This is a genomic window from Pedococcus sp. KACC 23699 (genome assembly GCF_045348425.1).
In the GTDB taxonomy this organism is placed as follows: domain Bacteria; phylum Actinomycetota; class Actinomycetes; order Actinomycetales; family Dermatophilaceae; genus Pedococcus.
Map to the genome: position 1 here is coordinate 3,118,450 of NZ_CP157483.1, position 17,355 is coordinate 3,135,804.

Below are 17,355 nucleotides of genomic sequence, written 5' to 3' on the forward strand. Positions count from 1 at the left end.
TGTCGTGAGTACCCCCTGTTCGGGGGAGTCACCTGCAGCGAGAACAGCACCCGTCCGCCAGACGCGACATGACACGAGGATGAGATGAGCGAGACGCCGCACCGCTACACCGCCGAGATGGCCCAGCAGATCGAGCTGGCCTGGCAGGACCGCTGGCAGGAGGAGGGCACCTTCCACGCGCCCAACCCGGCCGGTCCCTGGGCCGAGCCCGAGAAGGTGGCCGACCGCGAGAAGCTGCTCGTCCTCGACATGTTCCCCTACCCCAGCGGGGCCGGACTGCACGTCGGGCACCCCTTGGGCTACATCGCGACCGACGTGTTCGCGCGCTACCACCGGATGACGGGCAAGAACGTCCTGCACTGCCTGGGTTACGACGCGTTCGGCCTGCCCGCCGAGCAGTACGCCGTGCAGACCGGTCAGCACCCCCGCAAGACGACCGAGGACAACATGGTCGTCATGAAGCGCCAGCTGCGCCGGCTGGGCCTGGGCCACGACGACCGCCGCACGATCGCGACGATCGACCCGGGCTACTACAAGTGGACCCAGTGGATCTTCCTGCAGATCTTCAACTCCTGGTACGACCCCGAGGCCGTGCGCCCGGACGGGGGAGTGGGCCGGGCCCGCCCGATCGACGAGCTGGTGCAGGACTTCGTATCCGGCGTGCGCACCGTCCCCGGTGGCGCGGACTGGGCGTCGCTCACCCCTGCCGAGCGTTCCGCGGTGCTCGACGACCACCGTCTGGCCTACACCTCCGAGGCTCCAGTGAACTGGGCCCCCGGCCTGGGAACCGTGCTGTCCAACGAGGAGGTCACCAACGACGGCCGCTCCGAGCGCGGCAACTACCCCGTCTTCAAGACCAACCTGCGCCAGTGGATGATGCGCATCACGTCCTACTCCGACCGCCTGGCCGACGACCTCGACCGCGTGGACTGGCCGGAGAAGGTCAAGGCCATGCAGCGCAACTGGATCGGGCGCAGCCAGGGTGCCCGGGTCTCGTTCCCCGTCGTCGGTCACGACGCGGCGATCGAGGTCTTCACGACCCGGCCCGACACCTTGTTCGGTGCGACCTTCATGGTCCTGGCACCGGAGCACCCCCTAGTCGACAGCCTGGTCCCGTCCGGCGAGTGGGCTGCGGGAACGAACCCGGCCTGGACGTCCGGCGAGGCGTCCCCGGCCTCTGCCGTCGCGGCATACCGGCTCGCGGCCTCGCGCAAGAGCGACCTGGAGCGGCAGACGGAGGGCAAGGACAAGACCGGTGTCTTCACCGGCGCCTACGCGACCAATCCCGTGACGGGGCAACAGGTTCCGGTGTTCATCGCCGACTACGTCCTGATGGGCTACGGCACCGGAGCCATCATGGCGGTCCCAGCCCAGGACGAGCGCGACTGGGACTTCGCCGCGAAGTACGAGCTGCCGGTCATCCGCACGGTGCAGCCCTCCGAGGGACACCCGGAGGACCAGGCGTTCACCGGTGAGGGCGCCGCGATCAACTCCTCCAACGACGAGATCTCGCTTGACGGCCTGCCTGTCGCCGATGCCAAGGCGACCATCATCGAGTGGCTGTCCGCCAAGGGGTACGGCGAGGGCACGGTCAACTACAAGCTGCGTGACTGGCTGTTCAGCCGGCAGCGCTACTGGGGTGAGCCGTTCCCCATCGTGTTCGACGAGGACGGGGTGGCACACGCGGTGCCCGAGTCGATGTTGCCCGTCGAGCTGCCGGACGTGCCCGACTACTCTCCCAAGACCTTCGACCCCGAGGACTCCTCCTCCCAGCCCGAGCCGCCGCTGGGTCGGGTACAGGAGTGGGTCGACGTCGAGCTCGACCTGGGTGACGGTCGCGGCGTGCAGAAGTACCGGCGCGAGACCAACACCATGCCCAACTGGGCGGGATCCTGCTGGTACTACCTGCGCTACCTCGACCCGGCCAACGACGCCGCGTTCGTCGACCCGGAGAACGAGAAGTACTGGATGGGGCCGCACGCGACACCAGTGGACGGGGCACCCTCGGGGGCGACCGACCCCGGCGGCGTCGACCTCTACATCGGCGGTGTCGAGCACGCCGTGCTGCACCTGCTGTATGCCCGCTTCTGGCACAAGGTGCTCTACGACCTGGGTCACGTCAGCAGCGACGAGCCGTTCCGCAAGTACTTCTCGCAGGGCTACATCCAGGCTCCGGCGTACCGCGACGACCGGGGCCAGCCGGTAGAGGCGTCCGAGGTCGTCGAGGTGCCGGACCACCACGGTGGCGAGTCGACGTACACGTGGCGGGGCCAGCCGGTCACGCGCGAGTTCGGCAAGATCGGCAAGTCGCTGCGCAACGTCGTCAGCCCCGACGAGATGTGCGAGCAGTACGGCGCCGACACCCTGCGCGTCTACGAGATGTCGATGGGGCCGCTGGAGCTGAGCAAGCCCTGGGAGACGCGTGCCGTCGTCGGGGCACAGCGGTTCCTGCAACGCTTGTGGCGCAACGTGGTCGACGAGGAGACCGGCGAGGTGCGGGTCGTCGACGCACCCTTGGACGACGTGACGGCCCGGGCGCTGCACAAGGCCATCGACGCGGTGTCACGCGACTTCCCGACGCTGGGGTTCAACACCGCCATCGCCCGGTTGATCGAGCTGAACAACGCCCTGACCAAGCTGGACGCGGTGCCGCGCGAGGCCGCCGAGAAGCTCGTCGTCATGGTGGCCCCGCTGGCGCCGCACATCGCCGAGGAGCTGTGGGCGCGGCTGGGCCACAACGAGACGGTGACGTTCGAGCCGTTCCCGGTCGCCGACCCGGCACTGCTCGTCGAGGACACCGTGACCTGCGTCGTGCAGATCAAGGGCAAGGTCCGCGACCGCCTCGAGGTGCCTGCCGACATCAGTGAGGACGACCTGCGCGAGCAGGTGCTCGCTCTGCCCAAGGTCCAGGCCGCGACCGAGGGCGGGATCCGTACCGTCATCGTGCGTGCACCCAAGCTCGTCAACGTCGTTCCGGTCTAGCGAGTTCGGAAGGCGTGGGCCCTCGGGCCCGCGCTCGGCTCGGCGGTGCTGCTCGGAGCAGCTCCGCACCGGTAACCTTCGGACGTGTCCGTCGCCATCGTCACCGACTCCACGGCCTACCTGCCGCAGTCGCTCGTCGACGCCCACCACATCCAGGTGGTGCCGTTGCACGTCGTCATCGGGGGCACGGAGTTCAGCGAGGGTGTGGACGTGAGCACGGCGCAGGTGGCGACCGCGCTGCGGGCGTTCCGTCCGGTGTCGACGTCGCGCCCGTCGCCACAGGCCTTCCTCGAGGCGTACGAGAAGGCGGCCGCCGACGGAGCCGACGCCGTCGTCTCGGTGCACATCTCCGGCGACATGTCCTCCACCGTCGAGTCCGCCCACCTCGCAGCGAAACAGTCCCCGGTGCCCGTGCGGGTGGTGGACTCACGTTCGCTCGGCATGGCGATGGGGTATGGCGTCGTGTCGGCGGCGCTCCTCGCCGCGGACGGCGCCTCGATGGAAGACGTTGCGGCGCAAGCACTGTCGCGTGCTGCGGCGGCTCGCGTGGTGTTCTACGTCGACACGCTCGAGCACCTGCGCCGAGGCGGCCGGATCGGTTCGGCGTCGGCGTTCCTGGGCTCCGCCCTGGCGATCAAGCCGATCCTCGAGCTCGCTGACGGGCGTATCCGACCGTTGGAGAAGGTCCGCACGTCGTCGCGGGCGCTGGCCCGGCTGGAGGAGATCGCGGCGTCCGCGGCCCTGGACGCCGGGGGCGACGTGGACATCGCGGTGCACCACCTCGACTCGGCGGCTCGGGCGGAGGACCTGGCCGGACGGCTGCGCTCCCGGGTGGAGTCGGCGCGCGAGGTGTCGGTCCTCGAGCTGGGAGCCGTCGTGGGCGCGCACGTCGGACCGGGCACCTTGGCAGTAGTGGTCTCGGCCCGCCCCCAAGGTGCCCTCGCTGGCGGCGGGACCGGCGACCCCACCGGCACCGGCGCACCCGCAGGGCCCTGACCGGTGGTGGGTGCACTGGTCACGCTCGACCACGCGTCCTTCTGGGAGCTGGCGAAGGTGCCGCTCGCTGCAGCGGTGGCGTTCGTCATCGGTGCGGTGAACCCGGCCACGATCCTGGCGCGGATCCTCGGCAAGGACCTGCGGACGTCGGGCTCGGGCAACCCCGGGGCGACAAACGCCGGGCGGGTCCTCGGTCCCCGCTGGGGAGTGGTCGTGGGCATCCTCGACGTCCTCAAGGGACTGCTGCCGGTGCTGCTCGCCGAGCACTTCCTCGGCACCCTCACCGCCCTGGTCGTGGGGCTGGCGGTCGTCGTCGGCCACATCTGGTCGCCGTTCCTCAAGGGCCAGGGCGGCAAGGGGGTGGCGACGTCGCTCGGGGCGATCCTCGCCATCGCACCGTGGTTCGGGCTCCTGATGGTGCTGGTGTTCGTGCTCCTCGTGTGGCGGCTGCGCTGGGTGGCGGGAGCGTCGGTGTCGGCCTGCCTGGTGCTGCTCGCCCTCGGGCTCGTGTCGTGGCTGGGCTGGGTGCCGTTCGGGTCCAGGGACACGGGGGCGTGGTGTGTCGTGCTGGCCCTGCTCGTGATCTACCGCCATCGGCGCAACATCGAGCTCTGGATCTCCGCCCGGCGTGACTCCTCTGCCACGGGCGGCCCCTCGTCCACAGCCTGACCTCGCGCAGACCCTTGTCCACAAGGGCAGGTGCGTGGGATCGGTCCGCTACGGCCGCCTTCCTAGCGTGCCCGTATGCCGTTGCGTCGACCACCTCCTGAGCCCTCACCGCGCCTGCGCGCGCTGCTCGCCTCCACGGCCGTTGTCCCCAAGGCGGCAGAGTTCACAGAGGCTTCGCCGAAGAAGGCTGCGCCCGTGGAGGCTGCCACCAAGGTGGTTGCGCCAAAGGTTGCGCTCAAGGCGCCTGCGACGGTCCCGTGGCAACCGGATCGTGCCTGGATCGAGCGTGCCGCGCAGTCCGGTGACCCGGTCGGCGACGGCGACCGCCTTGGTCCTGGCCACGTGGGGCGTGGTCGGCATCGGCGGCCCGCCCCGCCGCGAGTCAAGCTCTTCACCGTGCCCGAGGCTCTGGTCGGCGCCCGACTGAGTGGTCCTCGGGCGGCCGTGGCCGGTCTCCTGGTCGTGGCCGTCGTTGCTGCCATCGGGTTCGGCGTGCGGGTGGCGTGGGCGCGGGCCGCCAGCACACCCGAGGTGGTGGCCCCGGCCCAGCCCGGATCTGCGGTGGGGGGACGGGCTTCGGGGGCAACGGGGTTCGCCTCGTCGAGCACGGCGTCGGGAGGCGGCGGGCCGCCCACGGCTGGACCATCGGCGACGGCATCGGGTGCGGGGTCGTCTGGGCCGACGCTGACCGTCCACGTGGTCGGACAGGTGCGCAAACCCGGCGTCATCAAGCTTCCGGCGGGGTCGCGGGTGGCCGACGCGGTGTCGAAGGCCGGTGGGGCCCTTCACGGCGCCGACCTCACCGCCGTGAACCTCGCCCGCCCGCTCGCGGACGGCGAGCAGGTCCGCATACCGAAGCCGGGGGAGACCGCGGCTCCGGTCGGTGGTGGCTCGGGTGGCCCGACCGGTGGCGGTGGCTCGGGCGCTCCGTCCGGGGCCACCGCTGGCGGTCCGGCGGGCGGGGCCGACGCCAAGCTCGATCTCAACCACGCGACCGCGGCTGAGCTCGAGGAGCTGCCCGGCGTCGGGCCGGTGCTGGCCCAGCGCATCGTCGACTGGCGCACCGAGCACGGCAGGTTCGCCAACGTCGACGAGCTCGGAGAGGTGAGTGGCATCGGCGAGAAGATCTTCGCCCGGCTCCAGCCCAAGGTGACCGTGTGAGCGACAAGCACGTCCTCGATCTGCGGCTCCTGGTCCCGGCGCTGGTCGGCTGGGCCTTCACGGCCTCGGTGCTGGCGTGGTCGCTCACCGCCCTCGTGGTGGTCGGAAGTGCTTGCGCGGCGCTCGCCACGCTCACCGTCGCCTGGCCCACCGCGCGTGCTCCCCGGGTCGGTCGCCTCGCCGGCACCGATGGCACAGATGTCACTGATGGTGCGGGCCGCCTTGGTTGGTTTGGCCGCCCTGGTTCGTCGCGGCGGACGGCCGTTGGACTCTCCTTGGCGGCGGTCGCCCTCGTCTCGGGGTCCACGGTCGGACACCTCGCCTCCCGCTCGGCCGGGCCGCTGACGATGTTGGCCCACGAACACGCCGTCGTGGCGGTGGAGGGTCTTGTCGCGACCGAGCCCACCGTGCGCGTGCTGCCCGGACGGGACACCGTCATGGTGCGCTTCCGGCTGACGGTCACCGAGGTCACCGCTCGGGGTACGCGTTCCGCCGTCCGCAGCCCGATCCTGGTGATGGCGGACGAACGCTGGCAGCACGTCCGGTGGCGTGAGGGCGTGCGGGTACGGGGCAAGCTCGTCCCGGCCGAGCCGGGTGACGACGTCATCGCGGTGATCCGGCCCAACGGGAACCCTGACTCGACGCACGCACCGGGTGTCGTCGAGGGAGGTGCCGAGCGACTACGGGCGGGGTTGCGGCAGGCGGCCGCACCCTTGCCGTCGGACGCCCGCGGGCTGCTCCCAGCCCTCGTGATCGGCGACACCAGCCGAACCCCACCGGACCTGACCGAAGCCATGCTCGTCACCGGCATGACCCACCTGTCGGCAGTCTCCGGGAGCAACGTTGCCATCGTGCTGACCTTCGCCCTGGGCGGAGCCGGCCTGCTCGGCGTCAGACGCCGCTGGCGCCCGGTGGTCGCGGCGCTGGCACTGGCCGGTTTCGTGGTCCTCGCCCGTCCCGAGCCCAGCGTCATCCGGGCGGCGACGATGGGTGCGATCGGACTGATCGGGCTGAGCCGGTCCCGTCGAGCAGCCGGCATACCGGTGCTGTCGGCGGCAGTGCTCGTCCTGCTCGTGATCGACCCCTGGTTGTCCCGGTCCTACGGTTTCGCCCTGTCGACCTTGGCCACCCTCGGGTTGCTGCTGTTCACACGGTCCTGGGGTGAAGCCATCGGTCGTCGGCTGCCGAGGCGGATCAGGTCGTGGGGTCCTGCCCTCGCCATCCCCGTTGCGGCGCAGGCGATGTGCGCACCTGTCGTCGTGCTCCTGCAAGGCAGCGTCTCGGTGGTCGGGGTGCTCGCCAACCTGCTCGCGGCCCCGTTCGTCGCCCCCGCCACAGTCTGCGGAGTCGCGGCAGCGCTGGTGGCGCCCCTCTGGCGGTGGGGAGCCACCAGCCTGTGCTGGCTGGGTGCCCTGCCCGCAGAGGGCATCGCCTGGGTGGCGCGCACCTGCGCGACCGTGCCGGGAGGCACGATGCCTTGGCCGGACGGTGCACCAGGTGCGGTCCTGCTCGCCGTGGTCACCGTGGCAGTGATCTGCTCAGGGCGCTGGTGGGCCCACACCGCGCGGACGAGACCGGTCGCGATGCTCTCCGTCGCGCTGATGGTCCTGGCCGCGGCAGCGCCCACCTCGACCGTGACGTGGCCGCCCCGCGGGTGGCGGTTCGTCGCCTGCGACGTTGGCCAGGGTGATGGGCTGGTCCTGGCGACCACGCCCGGGCACGCCGTGCTCGTCGACGCCGGCCCTGACCCGGCCGCGATCAACGCGTGCTTGAGACGTCTTCACATCCGGGTGCTCGACTCCGTGGTCCTCACGCACTTCCACGCCGACCACGTCGACGGGCTGCCCGGAGCCATCACGGGGCGGCAGGTGCGTGAGGTCCTGGCCACCCCGGTCCACGACCCCGACCACCAGTGGAAGGAGGTGGAGGCGTGGACCCGTCCCCGCGGCATACCGCTGCGGGAGGTGTTCGCCGGCGACCACCTCACCTGGCCCGGTGTCACTGCGGACGTGTGGTGGCCGCAGCGGCGGATCTCCAGCGGGTCGGTGCCCAACAACGCGAGTGTCGTCCTCGCCGTGCGATCCGGCCCGGTCGACCTCCTCCTGCTCGGTGACGTCGAGCGCGAGGCCGCGCATGCCGTCTTGCTGGCACTGCGACGCGACCCGGCGATGGTGGCCCGGGCGGGGGAGTTCGACGTCGTGAAAGTCGCCCACCACGGCTCCAGCAACCTCGACGAGGACCTCATGCACGTCGTCGCGGCGCCGCTCGCCGTGATCAGTGTCGGCAAGGACAACGACTACGGACACCCGTCGCCGAAGGCGTTGGAGGTGTTGCGGCGCAACGGATCTGCGGTGTTCCGGACCGACCAGCGGGGGGACGTCGCCGTGGTTGCCGAGGGAGGAGCGGTGGCGGTGACGTGGCGCAAGCGGTGACGTGCGAAGCCCTGTGGTTCAGGGCGCGAGTCAGTTGCTGGCGAGGACGCGCGGCTTCGCCTTGGCCGCCTCGCACAGGGCGTCGATGGTGGCCTGGACCGCGGGCACCCGCTGGAGGTCTGCGGTGGTGACGACGCTGACCGTACGGCGCGAGGACGGGGTGATCGGCAACGTCACCACGTCGTGGTGGTTGGCAGTCCGCAGGATCAGGTCGGGGATGAGGGCGACCCCGAGGCCCTCGGCCACCAGGCCCAGGACGGCGACGTAGTCCTCGGTCTCGAAGCCGACGTTTGGGGTGAAGCCCTCGTTGGCGCACATCTGGAGCAGGTGGCCACGGCAGCGGGGGCACCCGGCGATCCAGCTCTCGGTGGCCAGCGCTGACAGCTCGATGCCGTCCTGGTCGGCCAGTGGGTGGGTGCGCGGCAGGGCCAGGCGCACCTCGTCGTCGAGCAGCTTGTGCGTCACGAAGAGGTCCATGTCCTCCTCCCCGCGGCCCACATCGGTGCCCTCGTAGGCGAACGCCACCGCGAGGTCGCACTCGCCGGCCTTGAGCGCCGCCAGCGACTCGGGCGGCTCTGCCTCGGTGAAGGTGACCTGGACGTCGGGGAAGCGCTGCTTGACCAAGGCCAGGGCGCGGGGGACCAGGGTGGCAGAGCTCGACGGGAACGCCATGAGGCGCACGCGGCCGGCCCGCAGGCCGGCGATCGCGGCGACCTCCTCCTCGGCGGCGTCGAGCGCCGCCAAAACGGTCACGGCGTGACGGGCCAGCACCTGCCCGGCCTCGGTGAGCCGGACGTTGCGGCCGACGCGTTCGACCAGGACGGTGCCGGTGCGCTGCTCGAGCCGACGGACCATCTGCGAGATGGCGGGCTGGGAGTAGCCGAGGGACAGGGCAGCACCCGTGAAGCTTCCCTCGTCGGAGATGGCCTTCATGACCCGCAGGCCGGCAGCGTCGATCATGGATCGAGCATAACGCGTGGTTATCCAGTTCAGTAGTTGATGAGGCAATCGTGATGGGTGCTGTGCCCATCTGTCCCGGGGGCCTGTGGACAGAGGGGTAGCCGAAACGGACGAAATCCGTAGAATCCATGCGATCGGCCGCCTCATCCGTGGCCGTTCCGTGGACGGCAAGGGGGATTGACGTGCGCTCACGACCGCTCTGGTGCGTGATGGCGATGGTGCTCGGGGGAGCACTGGTCGCCGGTTGCAGCGACGGTGGCGACCCGCCATCAGGGCCGACGTCGTCGTCGCCCGGCTCGGTGAGCCCGACGACGAGCAGCCCCTCGAGCTCATCGACTTCGTCCTCGTCGTCGAGCAGCCCGTCGTCCGCGACCGTTGCCGTCCCGCGCGCCGCGACCAAGAAGACCCCAGAAGGCGCCGAAGCCTTCGCCCGGTTCTATTGGGAGAGCGTCGGACAGTCGACCGTGTCGTTGGACTCCTCGAAGGTGCGGTCTATGTCCACGATCGATTGCCCCGACTGCAAAGGGCTGTATGAAGTCGTCGACACCCTGCGGAGGAAGGGCCAAAAGGCCGAAAGCTCGTCCTTCGATATCCGTCTGGTTACTCAAACTGCGAAGTCAGACGAAGGCTTCGTAGTCGAGGTAGCTGGGAAGGAGAGGCCCATCCGGCTTCTGGACTCTTCGGGAAAGGTCCTCTCGACGTCGAAGGCAGGCGTCTTCACGTGGGCAACTCGGGTGGTTTGGAGGGGTGACCGATGGTTGGTCAACAGCTTCAAGGGCGTTTGATGAAGCGGGTGCTTGCTGCGGCAGCAATCTGCGCCCTGCTTGTCACTCCTTCAGCACTATCCGCCTCCGCGGAGGAAGCCTGCGGAGCTGGCTTCTTCGGAGGTCAGCTTTCTAACTCGAATGCCGCGGGCGCGGCGAAGACTTGCGCGGCTCCGAGCGGTCGGGATGGAGGTGAGGCGAGCGTCAAATCCGTTTCGGCCAAGCTGAGCAAGAACGTGTATCGGGTCGTGTTGGCCTGCAAGCCTGCTCGCAACTCCGACACCGTGGCCGGTGAGGCGACCAACTGCTCCTACGCCATGACCGCGTGCTCGTTCCGCAACCCACCCTCGGACGAGATCTTCTACTGGGTGCAGTCCCGGCCGCGTGCCGCCACGAATGCCCCGTGGACCACCGTGGACTCGCTCTGCGGTCTCGACGACGCCCCACCCGGTGTCCCCGCCCCGCCGGCGATCCCGACGATGGGGCAGATTCAGACAGCCTTCAAGCAGCTGCCGTTCTCCAAGCCTCGGGTCACGATCCAGCCGGCCGGCAACGTCACCTTGGTCAACCTGCCGACCTACTACCGCGCCACGTGGCCCGATGACGACGGTCTGCAGCCCGGGGAGGTGAGCACGCCGGTCAAGCTGCTCTCGTGGTCGGTGGAGTTCAAGATCGCTCCGCGCTCCTACCAGTTCCACTACGGCGACGGCAGCACCAGTGGCGCAGTCACCGACGCCGGTGGCGTCTACCCCGACGGCAAGATCCGCCACACCTACAGCAAGACCCACGAGGCGGCGAAGGTGACGGTCGACTCCAGGCTGACCGGTCAGTACCGCGTCAACGGCGGACCCTGGACCGACATCAACGCCGTCGCCGACCTCCAGAACGAACCGGTCACGACTGTGCAGGTGCGGGAGGCCGAGGCCCGTCTGGTCGACCACTGACGTCGAGTCGGTGTCCGCGGTCTCTGGTTACATCGACACCACGATGCATCCCGAACCCACCACCACCAGCCATGCCGCAGCCGAACGCCCCGAGGCACCCGATCAGCTGAGCAGCCCTCGGCTCGACGACGTCGCCGGTCCGTCCGGCCGCCGCCACGGCATGGCCCTGTGCCTGTCCGGCGGTGGCTACCGGGCAGCCCTGTTCCACCTCGGCGCGGCCCGACGGCTGGACGAGCTCGGCATCCTCGCCCAGCTCGACACCGTCAGTGGTGTGTCCGGTGGCTCCCTCGTCGCGAACCTGCTGGCGGACCCGCGACTGCAGTTCCCGGCAGACAAGCAGGCAGGCAGCCAGGTCGGGGGATTCGAGGACCTGGTCGCCGAGCCGCTGAGGCGTCTCACCTCACGCAACATCCGCACCCCGGCGTTGCTGAGCAAGATCACGCTTCGGCACTGGTTCAGCGACGACGCAGCGGTTCGGGCCCTCGCGGACGAGCTGGCCGAGGCCGTCGACTGGTGGTCGGTCCCGTTGCGCGACAACGCGATTGCCGGGCCGGCCATCATCACCGGCTCCACCGAGATCGCCTACGGAGTCAACTGGGTCTTCGAGGACCCGACCGCCCACCAGCCGCACGGGCGGGTGGGGGACTACCGCCTCGGGTATGCAGCGCCGCCGCCTTCGCTGCGCATCGCTGACATCGTGGCGGCGTCCTGCGCCTACCCGCCGTTCTTCGCCCCGATGGTCTTCGACGGTGAGGGGATGAAGCTGGTCGGCGGCCACCCCGGTCTGGAGTCGCCGAAGGAACGTCAGCGCATCCGCCGTCACATCCGCCTCACCGACGGCGGGGTCTACGACAACCTCGGCCTGGAACCGGTCTGGAAGTCGCACCACACCGTGCTCGTCAGCGACGGGGGAGGCGTGTTCCGCGCCCGAACCGAACGCACCATCCACGGCCGGATGCTGCGGATCCTCGGCATCGCCACGAGCGGCGGCCAGTCCGTGCGCAGCCGGTGGCTGCAGGCCGGCTACCACCGCGGCGTCCTCGACGGCACCTCGTGGGCGCTCGACACCGCGGCGCCGGGGTGCTACCCGCGGGAGGTCACCGAGCTGATCAACGCCGTCCGCACCGACCTCGACGCCTTCACGACGCAGGAGCAGCAGGTCCTCGAACGACACGGCTACTTGGTGGCCGAGGCCCAGGTCCGGGCCCACGCCCCGGAGCTGGTCACTCGCGACGTCCCGGCCGTGCCGCCGCATCCCGAGGTCGCCGACCCGGCCGTGGCCGCGACCGCACTGCGTGACTCGGCGGTCCGGACCCTTCTCGGGCGCAGGTGAGGGAGGTCCGAGCGCACTCGAAGCACGCCCCACGTAACCTGTGGTGGTGACCGAGGCGACCCGTGTGAGCGAGCTGTCCGACCTGGACGCCGTGGTCGACCTCCTCGCCCACGGCAACGTCCTCACCCTGACCGGAGCCGGCATCTCCACCGAGTCGGGCATCCCGGACTACCGCGGACCCGACGGCAACCGGCGGGTCACGCCGATGCAGTACTCCGAGTTCGTGGCGTCCTCGGCGGCGAGGCAGCGCTACTGGGCGCGCAGCTATGTCGGGTGGCAGCGCTTCAACCTGGCCCGCCCGAACGCCGGGCACGAGGCGGTCGCCCGGCTGCAGCGCAGCGGATACCTCGGCCCGGTCATCACCCAGAACGTCGACGGCCTCCACCAGCAGGCGGGCGCCCAGGAGGTGACCGAGCTGCACGGCGCGCTGGCCAGGGTCGTGTGTCTCACCTGCGGCGACCGCTCCAGCCGCTGGGACCTCGACGAGCGGATGCGGCTGGCCAACCCCTCCTTCGAGGTCACGAGCAACGAGATCCGTCCCGACGGCGACATCGCCCTCAACGACCTCGACGTCCTCGGGTTCACCGTGCCCCTGTGCTTGGTCTGCCGGCACGACACCCTCAAGCCGGACGTCGTGTTCTTCGGCGAGTCGGTGCCAAAACCGTTGGTGGAGCACTGTTTCCAACTCACCGAGGACGCCGACGTGCTCCTCGTCCTCGGATCAAGCCTGAAGGTGATGAGCGGCTACCGGTTCGTGCGCCGGGCGGCCGCACGCGGCATACCGGTCGTCATCATCACGCGCGGGGCGACCCGTGGTGACGGGGAGGCCACGGTGCAGGTCGACGCGCCGCTCGGGCCCACCCTCACCGAGCTGGTCAGCCGGTTGGGCGCCTAGCCACCAGCACGGCATCGATCGCGTCCCCGCCCTCGGTGGGGCGCACCACCTCCTCGCATCTCTCGACCTCCAGCTCGGCCGCAGCGGTCCGCAGCTCCTCGAGCGTGTGCAGCAGCGCCGCGTCCGACGGGCCGCCCACACCCTCGGTGAGGTTGCGCAGCGCGTGACCGACCACGACCAGGGCACCGCCGGGCGCGAGCCAGCGCGTGGCCCGCGACAGGACGTCCTCGGGCAGGTGCAGGTAGGCGACGAGGACGAGGTCGTACGACGTGCCCGCGGGCGGCTGCCAGGACCGCGCGTCGGCCACGACCCAGTCGACGTGCAGGCCGCGGCTGCTCGCCTCCGCCTCGCCCTTGCCGAGCCCCACGGCGGAGAAGTCGACCGCGGTGACCTGCCAGCCGAGCGAGGCCAGCCACAGCGCGTGGCGTCCCTCGCCGGCGCCGAGGTCGAGGGCGCGACCGCCGCGCCGGCCATGGGCGGCCTGGTCGGGTTTCCAGCCGCCGACGATCCGTTCGACCTCGGCGTTCGGGCTGGCGCTCCACACCCGGTCGCTCGCTGCATACCGCTCGTCCCACATGCGCTGCCGGTCGGTCATCCCCCTAGCATCGCCGATATGAGCGCAGCCGCCACCGTCCGCGACGCGACCCCCACGGACCTCCCCGCGATGGCGGCCATCTACGACGAGCAGGTGCGCACGTCGGTGGCGACGTTCGACACCGAGCCGCGCGGCACCTCCTACCTCGGCGACAAGCTGGCGAACGCCGGCGGCAGCGACCTCGTCCTCGTCGCCGACCGCGGCGGCGAGGTGCTCGGCTACGCCTTCTCCGGACCCTTCCGTCCCCGGCCGGCCTACGACGGCACCAAGGAGGTGTCGGTCTACCTCGCCACGCAGGCGCGCGGGCTCGGCCTCGGTTCCCTCCTGTATGGCGCGCTGCTCGCCCGCCTCGACGGTCTCCCGGAGGTGCACACCCAGGTGGCGGTGATCGCACTGCCCAACGACGCCAGCATCGCGCTGCACCGACGGCACGGTTTCGTCGAGGTCGGGGTGCTGCGCGAGGTCGGGCGCAAGTTCGACCGCTGGGTCGACACGGCGTGGTACCAGCGCCGAGGTGACTCTGCGACGTCCGGCTGAGCCCCGAATGGCCTGAACGACCACTGGCGTGTCGGACGGTTCTGTTGGCACGCTCGACGGGTCACGCGGTCGAGCCGCACGAAAGACCACGCAAGGAGGCCGGTATGGGAGCGACCGGGACAGGACCCTTCGAGAACGACGATGCGCTGGACTTCCTCGACGCACTGGAGGAGGCGGAGCCGCACGAGCGCCGAGCGAGGGTGGAGCACGCGATGGGACGAGTCGTCCGATCGAGCGCCTACATCGAGGCGCCCGAGATGGCCGAGGCGATCGCCGCCGCCGTCGTCGTGGCTGCGAGCGACGACTTCGAGAGCGCCATCCGCGAGCCCTACCTGCCGCGGTGGATCGAGGACGAGCCGATCGAGGTCGACGAAGGCCTGGAGGACCTCGCGACCCGGGCCCTGCACCGGGCCCTGCGTCCGGAGGACAACGAGTGGTGGGAGCTGTGGGACGAGGCCAGGGCCACCGACGACATCACCGAGCGGTTGGGCCGCTACCTCGAGACGCTCGGGGACTGACGGCGCCCCACCGCAGCGAGGGCCTGCCGGAGATCACGGTCGCCCACCGGGCCGGAACCCGGTGGGCGACCGCAGGTCACGACAGGTGCTGGGGCTCCGGGGTCTTCTTGTGGCCCCAGTCCGAACCGGTGGCGTCCTGAGAGGTTCCCGCGCCCTCCGCGGAGGAGCTGAGCGCCGCACCTGCACCCACGGCCGGGGTCAGGGAGACCACCACCGACTTGGAGGTCGGGGTGTTGCTCCCGATGGCGGTGGAGTCCAGCGGCACCAAGGGATTCGTCTCGGGGTAGTAGGCGGCGGCCGATCCCCGCGGGGTGTCGTAGGAGACCACCCGGAACCCGTGCACGCGTCGGACGACCTCGTCCTCGGTCCACCGGGTGGTGATGTCGACGAGCTGCCCGTCCTCGAGGCCGAACCCGGCGATGTCATCGGGGTGCAGGAAGATCACCTTCCGGCCGCCCTCGATGCCGCGGTAGCGGTCGCTGAGGCCGTAGATCGTGGTGTTGTACTGGTCGTGGCTGCGCAGGGTCTGCAGCAGCACGTGGCCCTCGGGGACGTGGACGACCTCGATGGGGGAGGCGACGAACTCGGCCTTCCCGGTCTTCGTGTCGAAGGTCCGGGTGTCGCGGGGCGGGTGCGGCATGAGCATGCCGCCGGGCTTGCGGACGTTGACCTCGTAGTCCTCGCACCCGGGGACGACCTTGGCGATGTGGTGACGGATGACGCGGTAGTCGTCACGCATCGCCTTCCACCGCAAGCCGAACCGGTCACCGAGCGTCGCCTCGGCGATGCTGGTGACGATGTCGACCTCGGACCTGAGCTGGGGGCTGGCCGGCTCGAGCGGGCCGCGCGACGCGTGCACGGAGCAGACGGAGTCCTCGACCGAGATCCACTGGGCACCACTGGCCTGGATGTCCTTCTCGGTGCGTCCCTTCGTCGGCAGGATCAGCGCGGTCTCGCCGCAGACGAGGTGCGAGCGGTTGATCTTGGTCGACACCTGGACGGTCATCCGGACCTTGCGCATCGCCGCGACCGCGGTGTCGGTGTCCGACACGGCCTGCACGAAGTTGCCACCGAGGCCCATGAAGAAGTGGACCTTGCCGTCGCGCATCCCCCGCAGGGAGTCCACGACGTCCAGGCCGTTCTCGCGCGGCGGGTTGAACCCGAACTCCTTCTGCAGGGCGTCGAGGAAGTGGGCCGGCGGACGCTCCCAGATGCCCATGGTGCGGTCGCCCTGGACGTTGGAGTGGCCGCGCACCGGCAGCAGGCCAGCGCCCTCACGGCCGATGTTGCCCTGTGCCAGGGCAATGTTGACGACCTCCTTGATGGTCGCGACCCCGTTGCGGTGCTGGGTCAGACCCATCGCCCAGCAGTAGACGGTGCGGGTCGAGCCGCGCAGCATCTGGGCCGCCTGGGTGATGAGCTCACGGGACAGCCCGGTCACCTCGACGACCTGGTCCCAGTCGACGGCGCGGACGTGGTCACGCCACTGCTCGAACCCCGTGGAGTGGGTGTCGATGAACTCGTGGTCGAGCGCGTCCCACTCGACGAGCAGCGAGCCGATGGCCTGGAACAGGGCCAGGTCGCCGTTCACCTTCACGGGGAGGTGCAGGTCGGCCATGGCCGTCCCGTGTCCGACGACACCCCGCGGCTTCTGGGGGTTCTTGAACCGCGTCAGCCCGGCCTCGCGCAGCGGGTTGATCGAGATGATCTTCGCGCCGTTCTGCTTGGCGATCTCGAGGGCCGAGAGCATGCGCGGGTGGTTGGTCCCTGGGTTCTGGCCGGCGATGACGATGACCGACGCGGTGTGGACGTCGTCGAGGGTGACGCTGGCCTTGCCGATGCCGATGGACTCCTGCAGCGCGATGCTCGTCGACTCGTGGCACATGTTCGAGCAGTCGGGCAGGTTGTTGGTGCCGAACGCGCGGACGAACAGCTGGTAGGCGAACGCCGACTCGTTGGAGGCGCGCCCGGACGTGTAGAAGGTCGCCTCGTCGGGACTGGCGAGCGAGCGCAGCTCGGTGCCGATGAGCTCGAAGGCCTCGTCCCACTCGATGGGCTCGTAGTGCGTGCCCCCGGGCCGCTTGACCATGGGGTGGGTGATCCGACCCTGCTGGCCGAGCCAGTGCTCCGTGTGGGCATCGAGCTCGGCGATGCTGTGCTGGGCGAAGAACTCGGGCGTGGCCCGGTCGCGGGTCGCCTCCTCCGCGACGGCCTTGGCGCCGTTCTCGCAGAACTCCGCCGTGTGGCGGTGGCCCGGGTCGGGGTCCGGCCACGCACAGCTCATGCAGTCGAAGCCCTCGGCCTGGTTGAGCTTGAGGAGGGTCTGCGCGGTCCGCTTCACCCCCATGTGGTCCAGGGACCGCTTCATCGACACAGCCACGGCGGTGGGGCCGGCTGCGTGCTCCTCCTGGCCCTTGACCTTGAGGTCTGCCTCGGAGTAGTCGCTTTCGTCGTGCTTGGCCGTCATTGATCCTCGTTCTCGCGTGCGTGGCCGCCCTGGCGAGAAGGACGTGCGCCTGACTTGGTGACCGTACCCACCGGTCGCCGAACCATGCGCACCGGGCGGTGC

14 protein-coding genes are annotated in these 17,355 nt (G+C 70.3%); 11 read left to right on the plus strand and 3 right to left on the minus strand.

The genetic code is table 11. The annotated features are described in order from the left end of the window. Window positions 1-84 precede the first annotated feature (84 nt). From leuS to ABEG17_RS14780, 5 genes are all read left to right on the plus strand, one after another. Window positions 85-2,982, plus strand: coding sequence for a leucine--tRNA ligase (leuS, locus tag ABEG17_RS14760; RefSeq protein ID WP_406830232.1), 2,898 nt, complete (start codon window positions 85-87; stop codon window positions 2,980-2,982). Between the two features lie 84 nt (window positions 2,983-3,066). Continuing rightward, window positions 3,067-3,978: a DegV family protein gene (locus ABEG17_RS14765; protein ID WP_406830233.1), complete on the plus strand. Its 912-nt coding sequence runs from the start codon at window positions 3,067-3,069 to the stop codon at window positions 3,976-3,978. 6 nt (window positions 3,979-3,984) lie between these two features. Further along, a complete protein-coding gene (plsY, locus tag ABEG17_RS14770; protein ID WP_406830234.1) occupies window positions 3,985-4,647 on the plus strand; it encodes a glycerol-3-phosphate 1-O-acyltransferase PlsY in 663 nt (220 codons plus the stop codon). 396 nt (window positions 4,648-5,043) lie between these two features. Continuing rightward, a complete protein-coding gene (locus tag ABEG17_RS14775; protein WP_406830235.1) occupies window positions 5,044-5,808 on the plus strand; it encodes a helix-hairpin-helix domain-containing protein in 765 nt (254 codons plus the stop codon). Then, window positions 5,805-8,240, plus strand: a complete 2,436-nt coding sequence (locus tag ABEG17_RS14780) for a ComEC/Rec2 family competence protein (protein WP_406830236.1) — start codon at window positions 5,805-5,807, stop codon at window positions 8,238-8,240. The genes ABEG17_RS14775 and ABEG17_RS14780 overlap by 4 nt, the downstream gene beginning before the upstream one ends. 30 nt (window positions 8,241-8,270) lie before the next feature. Here the strand turns inward: ABEG17_RS14780 and ABEG17_RS14785 are convergent, their stop codons facing one another. Beyond that, window positions 8,271-9,200, minus strand: a complete 930-nt coding sequence (locus ABEG17_RS14785; protein WP_406830237.1) for a LysR family transcriptional regulator — start codon at window positions 9,198-9,200, stop codon at window positions 8,271-8,273. 215 nt (window positions 9,201-9,415) lie between these two features. Between ABEG17_RS14785 and ABEG17_RS14790 the strand changes: the two genes are divergently transcribed. The 4 genes from ABEG17_RS14790 (at window position 9,416) to ABEG17_RS14805 (ending at window position 13,136) form a co-directional block, all read left to right on the plus strand. After that, the gene (locus ABEG17_RS14790) at window positions 9,416-9,985 is read left to right on the plus strand and encodes a DUF6318 family protein (RefSeq protein WP_406833212.1); all 570 of its coding nucleotides are present in this window, start codon (window positions 9,416-9,418) and stop codon (window positions 9,983-9,985) included. A gap of 215 nt (window positions 9,986-10,200) precedes the next feature. After that, entirely contained in the window at window positions 10,201-10,908 is a 708-nt protein-coding gene (locus ABEG17_RS14795; RefSeq protein WP_406830238.1) for a hypothetical protein, read from the plus strand. 10 nt (window positions 10,909-10,918) lie between these two features. Further along, a complete protein-coding gene (locus ABEG17_RS14800; protein WP_406830239.1) occupies window positions 10,919-12,241 on the plus strand; it encodes a patatin-like phospholipase family protein in 1,323 nt (440 codons plus the stop codon). A gap of 46 nt (window positions 12,242-12,287) precedes the next feature. Next, window positions 12,288-13,136: an NAD-dependent protein deacetylase gene (locus ABEG17_RS14805; protein ID WP_406830240.1), complete on the plus strand. Its 849-nt coding sequence runs from the start codon at window positions 12,288-12,290 to the stop codon at window positions 13,134-13,136. Here ABEG17_RS14805 and ABEG17_RS14810 read toward each other — a convergent pair. Further along, window positions 13,117-13,731, minus strand: coding sequence for a class I SAM-dependent methyltransferase (locus tag ABEG17_RS14810; protein ID WP_406830241.1), 615 nt, complete (start codon window positions 13,729-13,731; stop codon window positions 13,117-13,119). The two genes, ABEG17_RS14805 and ABEG17_RS14810, sit on opposite strands and share 20 nt — an antisense overlap. A gap of 18 nt (window positions 13,732-13,749) precedes the next feature. On the opposite strand from ABEG17_RS14810, the gene ABEG17_RS14815 reads away from it, so the two are divergent. Continuing rightward, window positions 13,750-14,268 (plus strand): N-acetyltransferase family protein, encoded by a 519-nt coding sequence (locus ABEG17_RS14815; RefSeq protein WP_406830242.1) that lies wholly within the window; start codon window positions 13,750-13,752, stop codon window positions 14,266-14,268. Window positions 14,269-14,372: 104 nt separating this feature from the next. Further along, on the plus strand, window positions 14,373-14,786 hold the full coding sequence (locus ABEG17_RS14820; RefSeq protein WP_406830243.1) for a DUF4259 domain-containing protein: 414 nt from the start codon (window positions 14,373-14,375) through the stop codon (window positions 14,784-14,786). A gap of 76 nt (window positions 14,787-14,862) precedes the next feature. Here ABEG17_RS14820 and ABEG17_RS14825 read toward each other — a convergent pair whose 3' ends face one another. After that, window positions 14,863-17,253 (minus strand): FdhF/YdeP family oxidoreductase, encoded by a 2,391-nt coding sequence (locus ABEG17_RS14825; protein WP_406830244.1) that lies wholly within the window; start codon window positions 17,251-17,253, stop codon window positions 14,863-14,865. Between the last annotated feature and the right edge of the window lie 102 nt (window positions 17,254-17,355).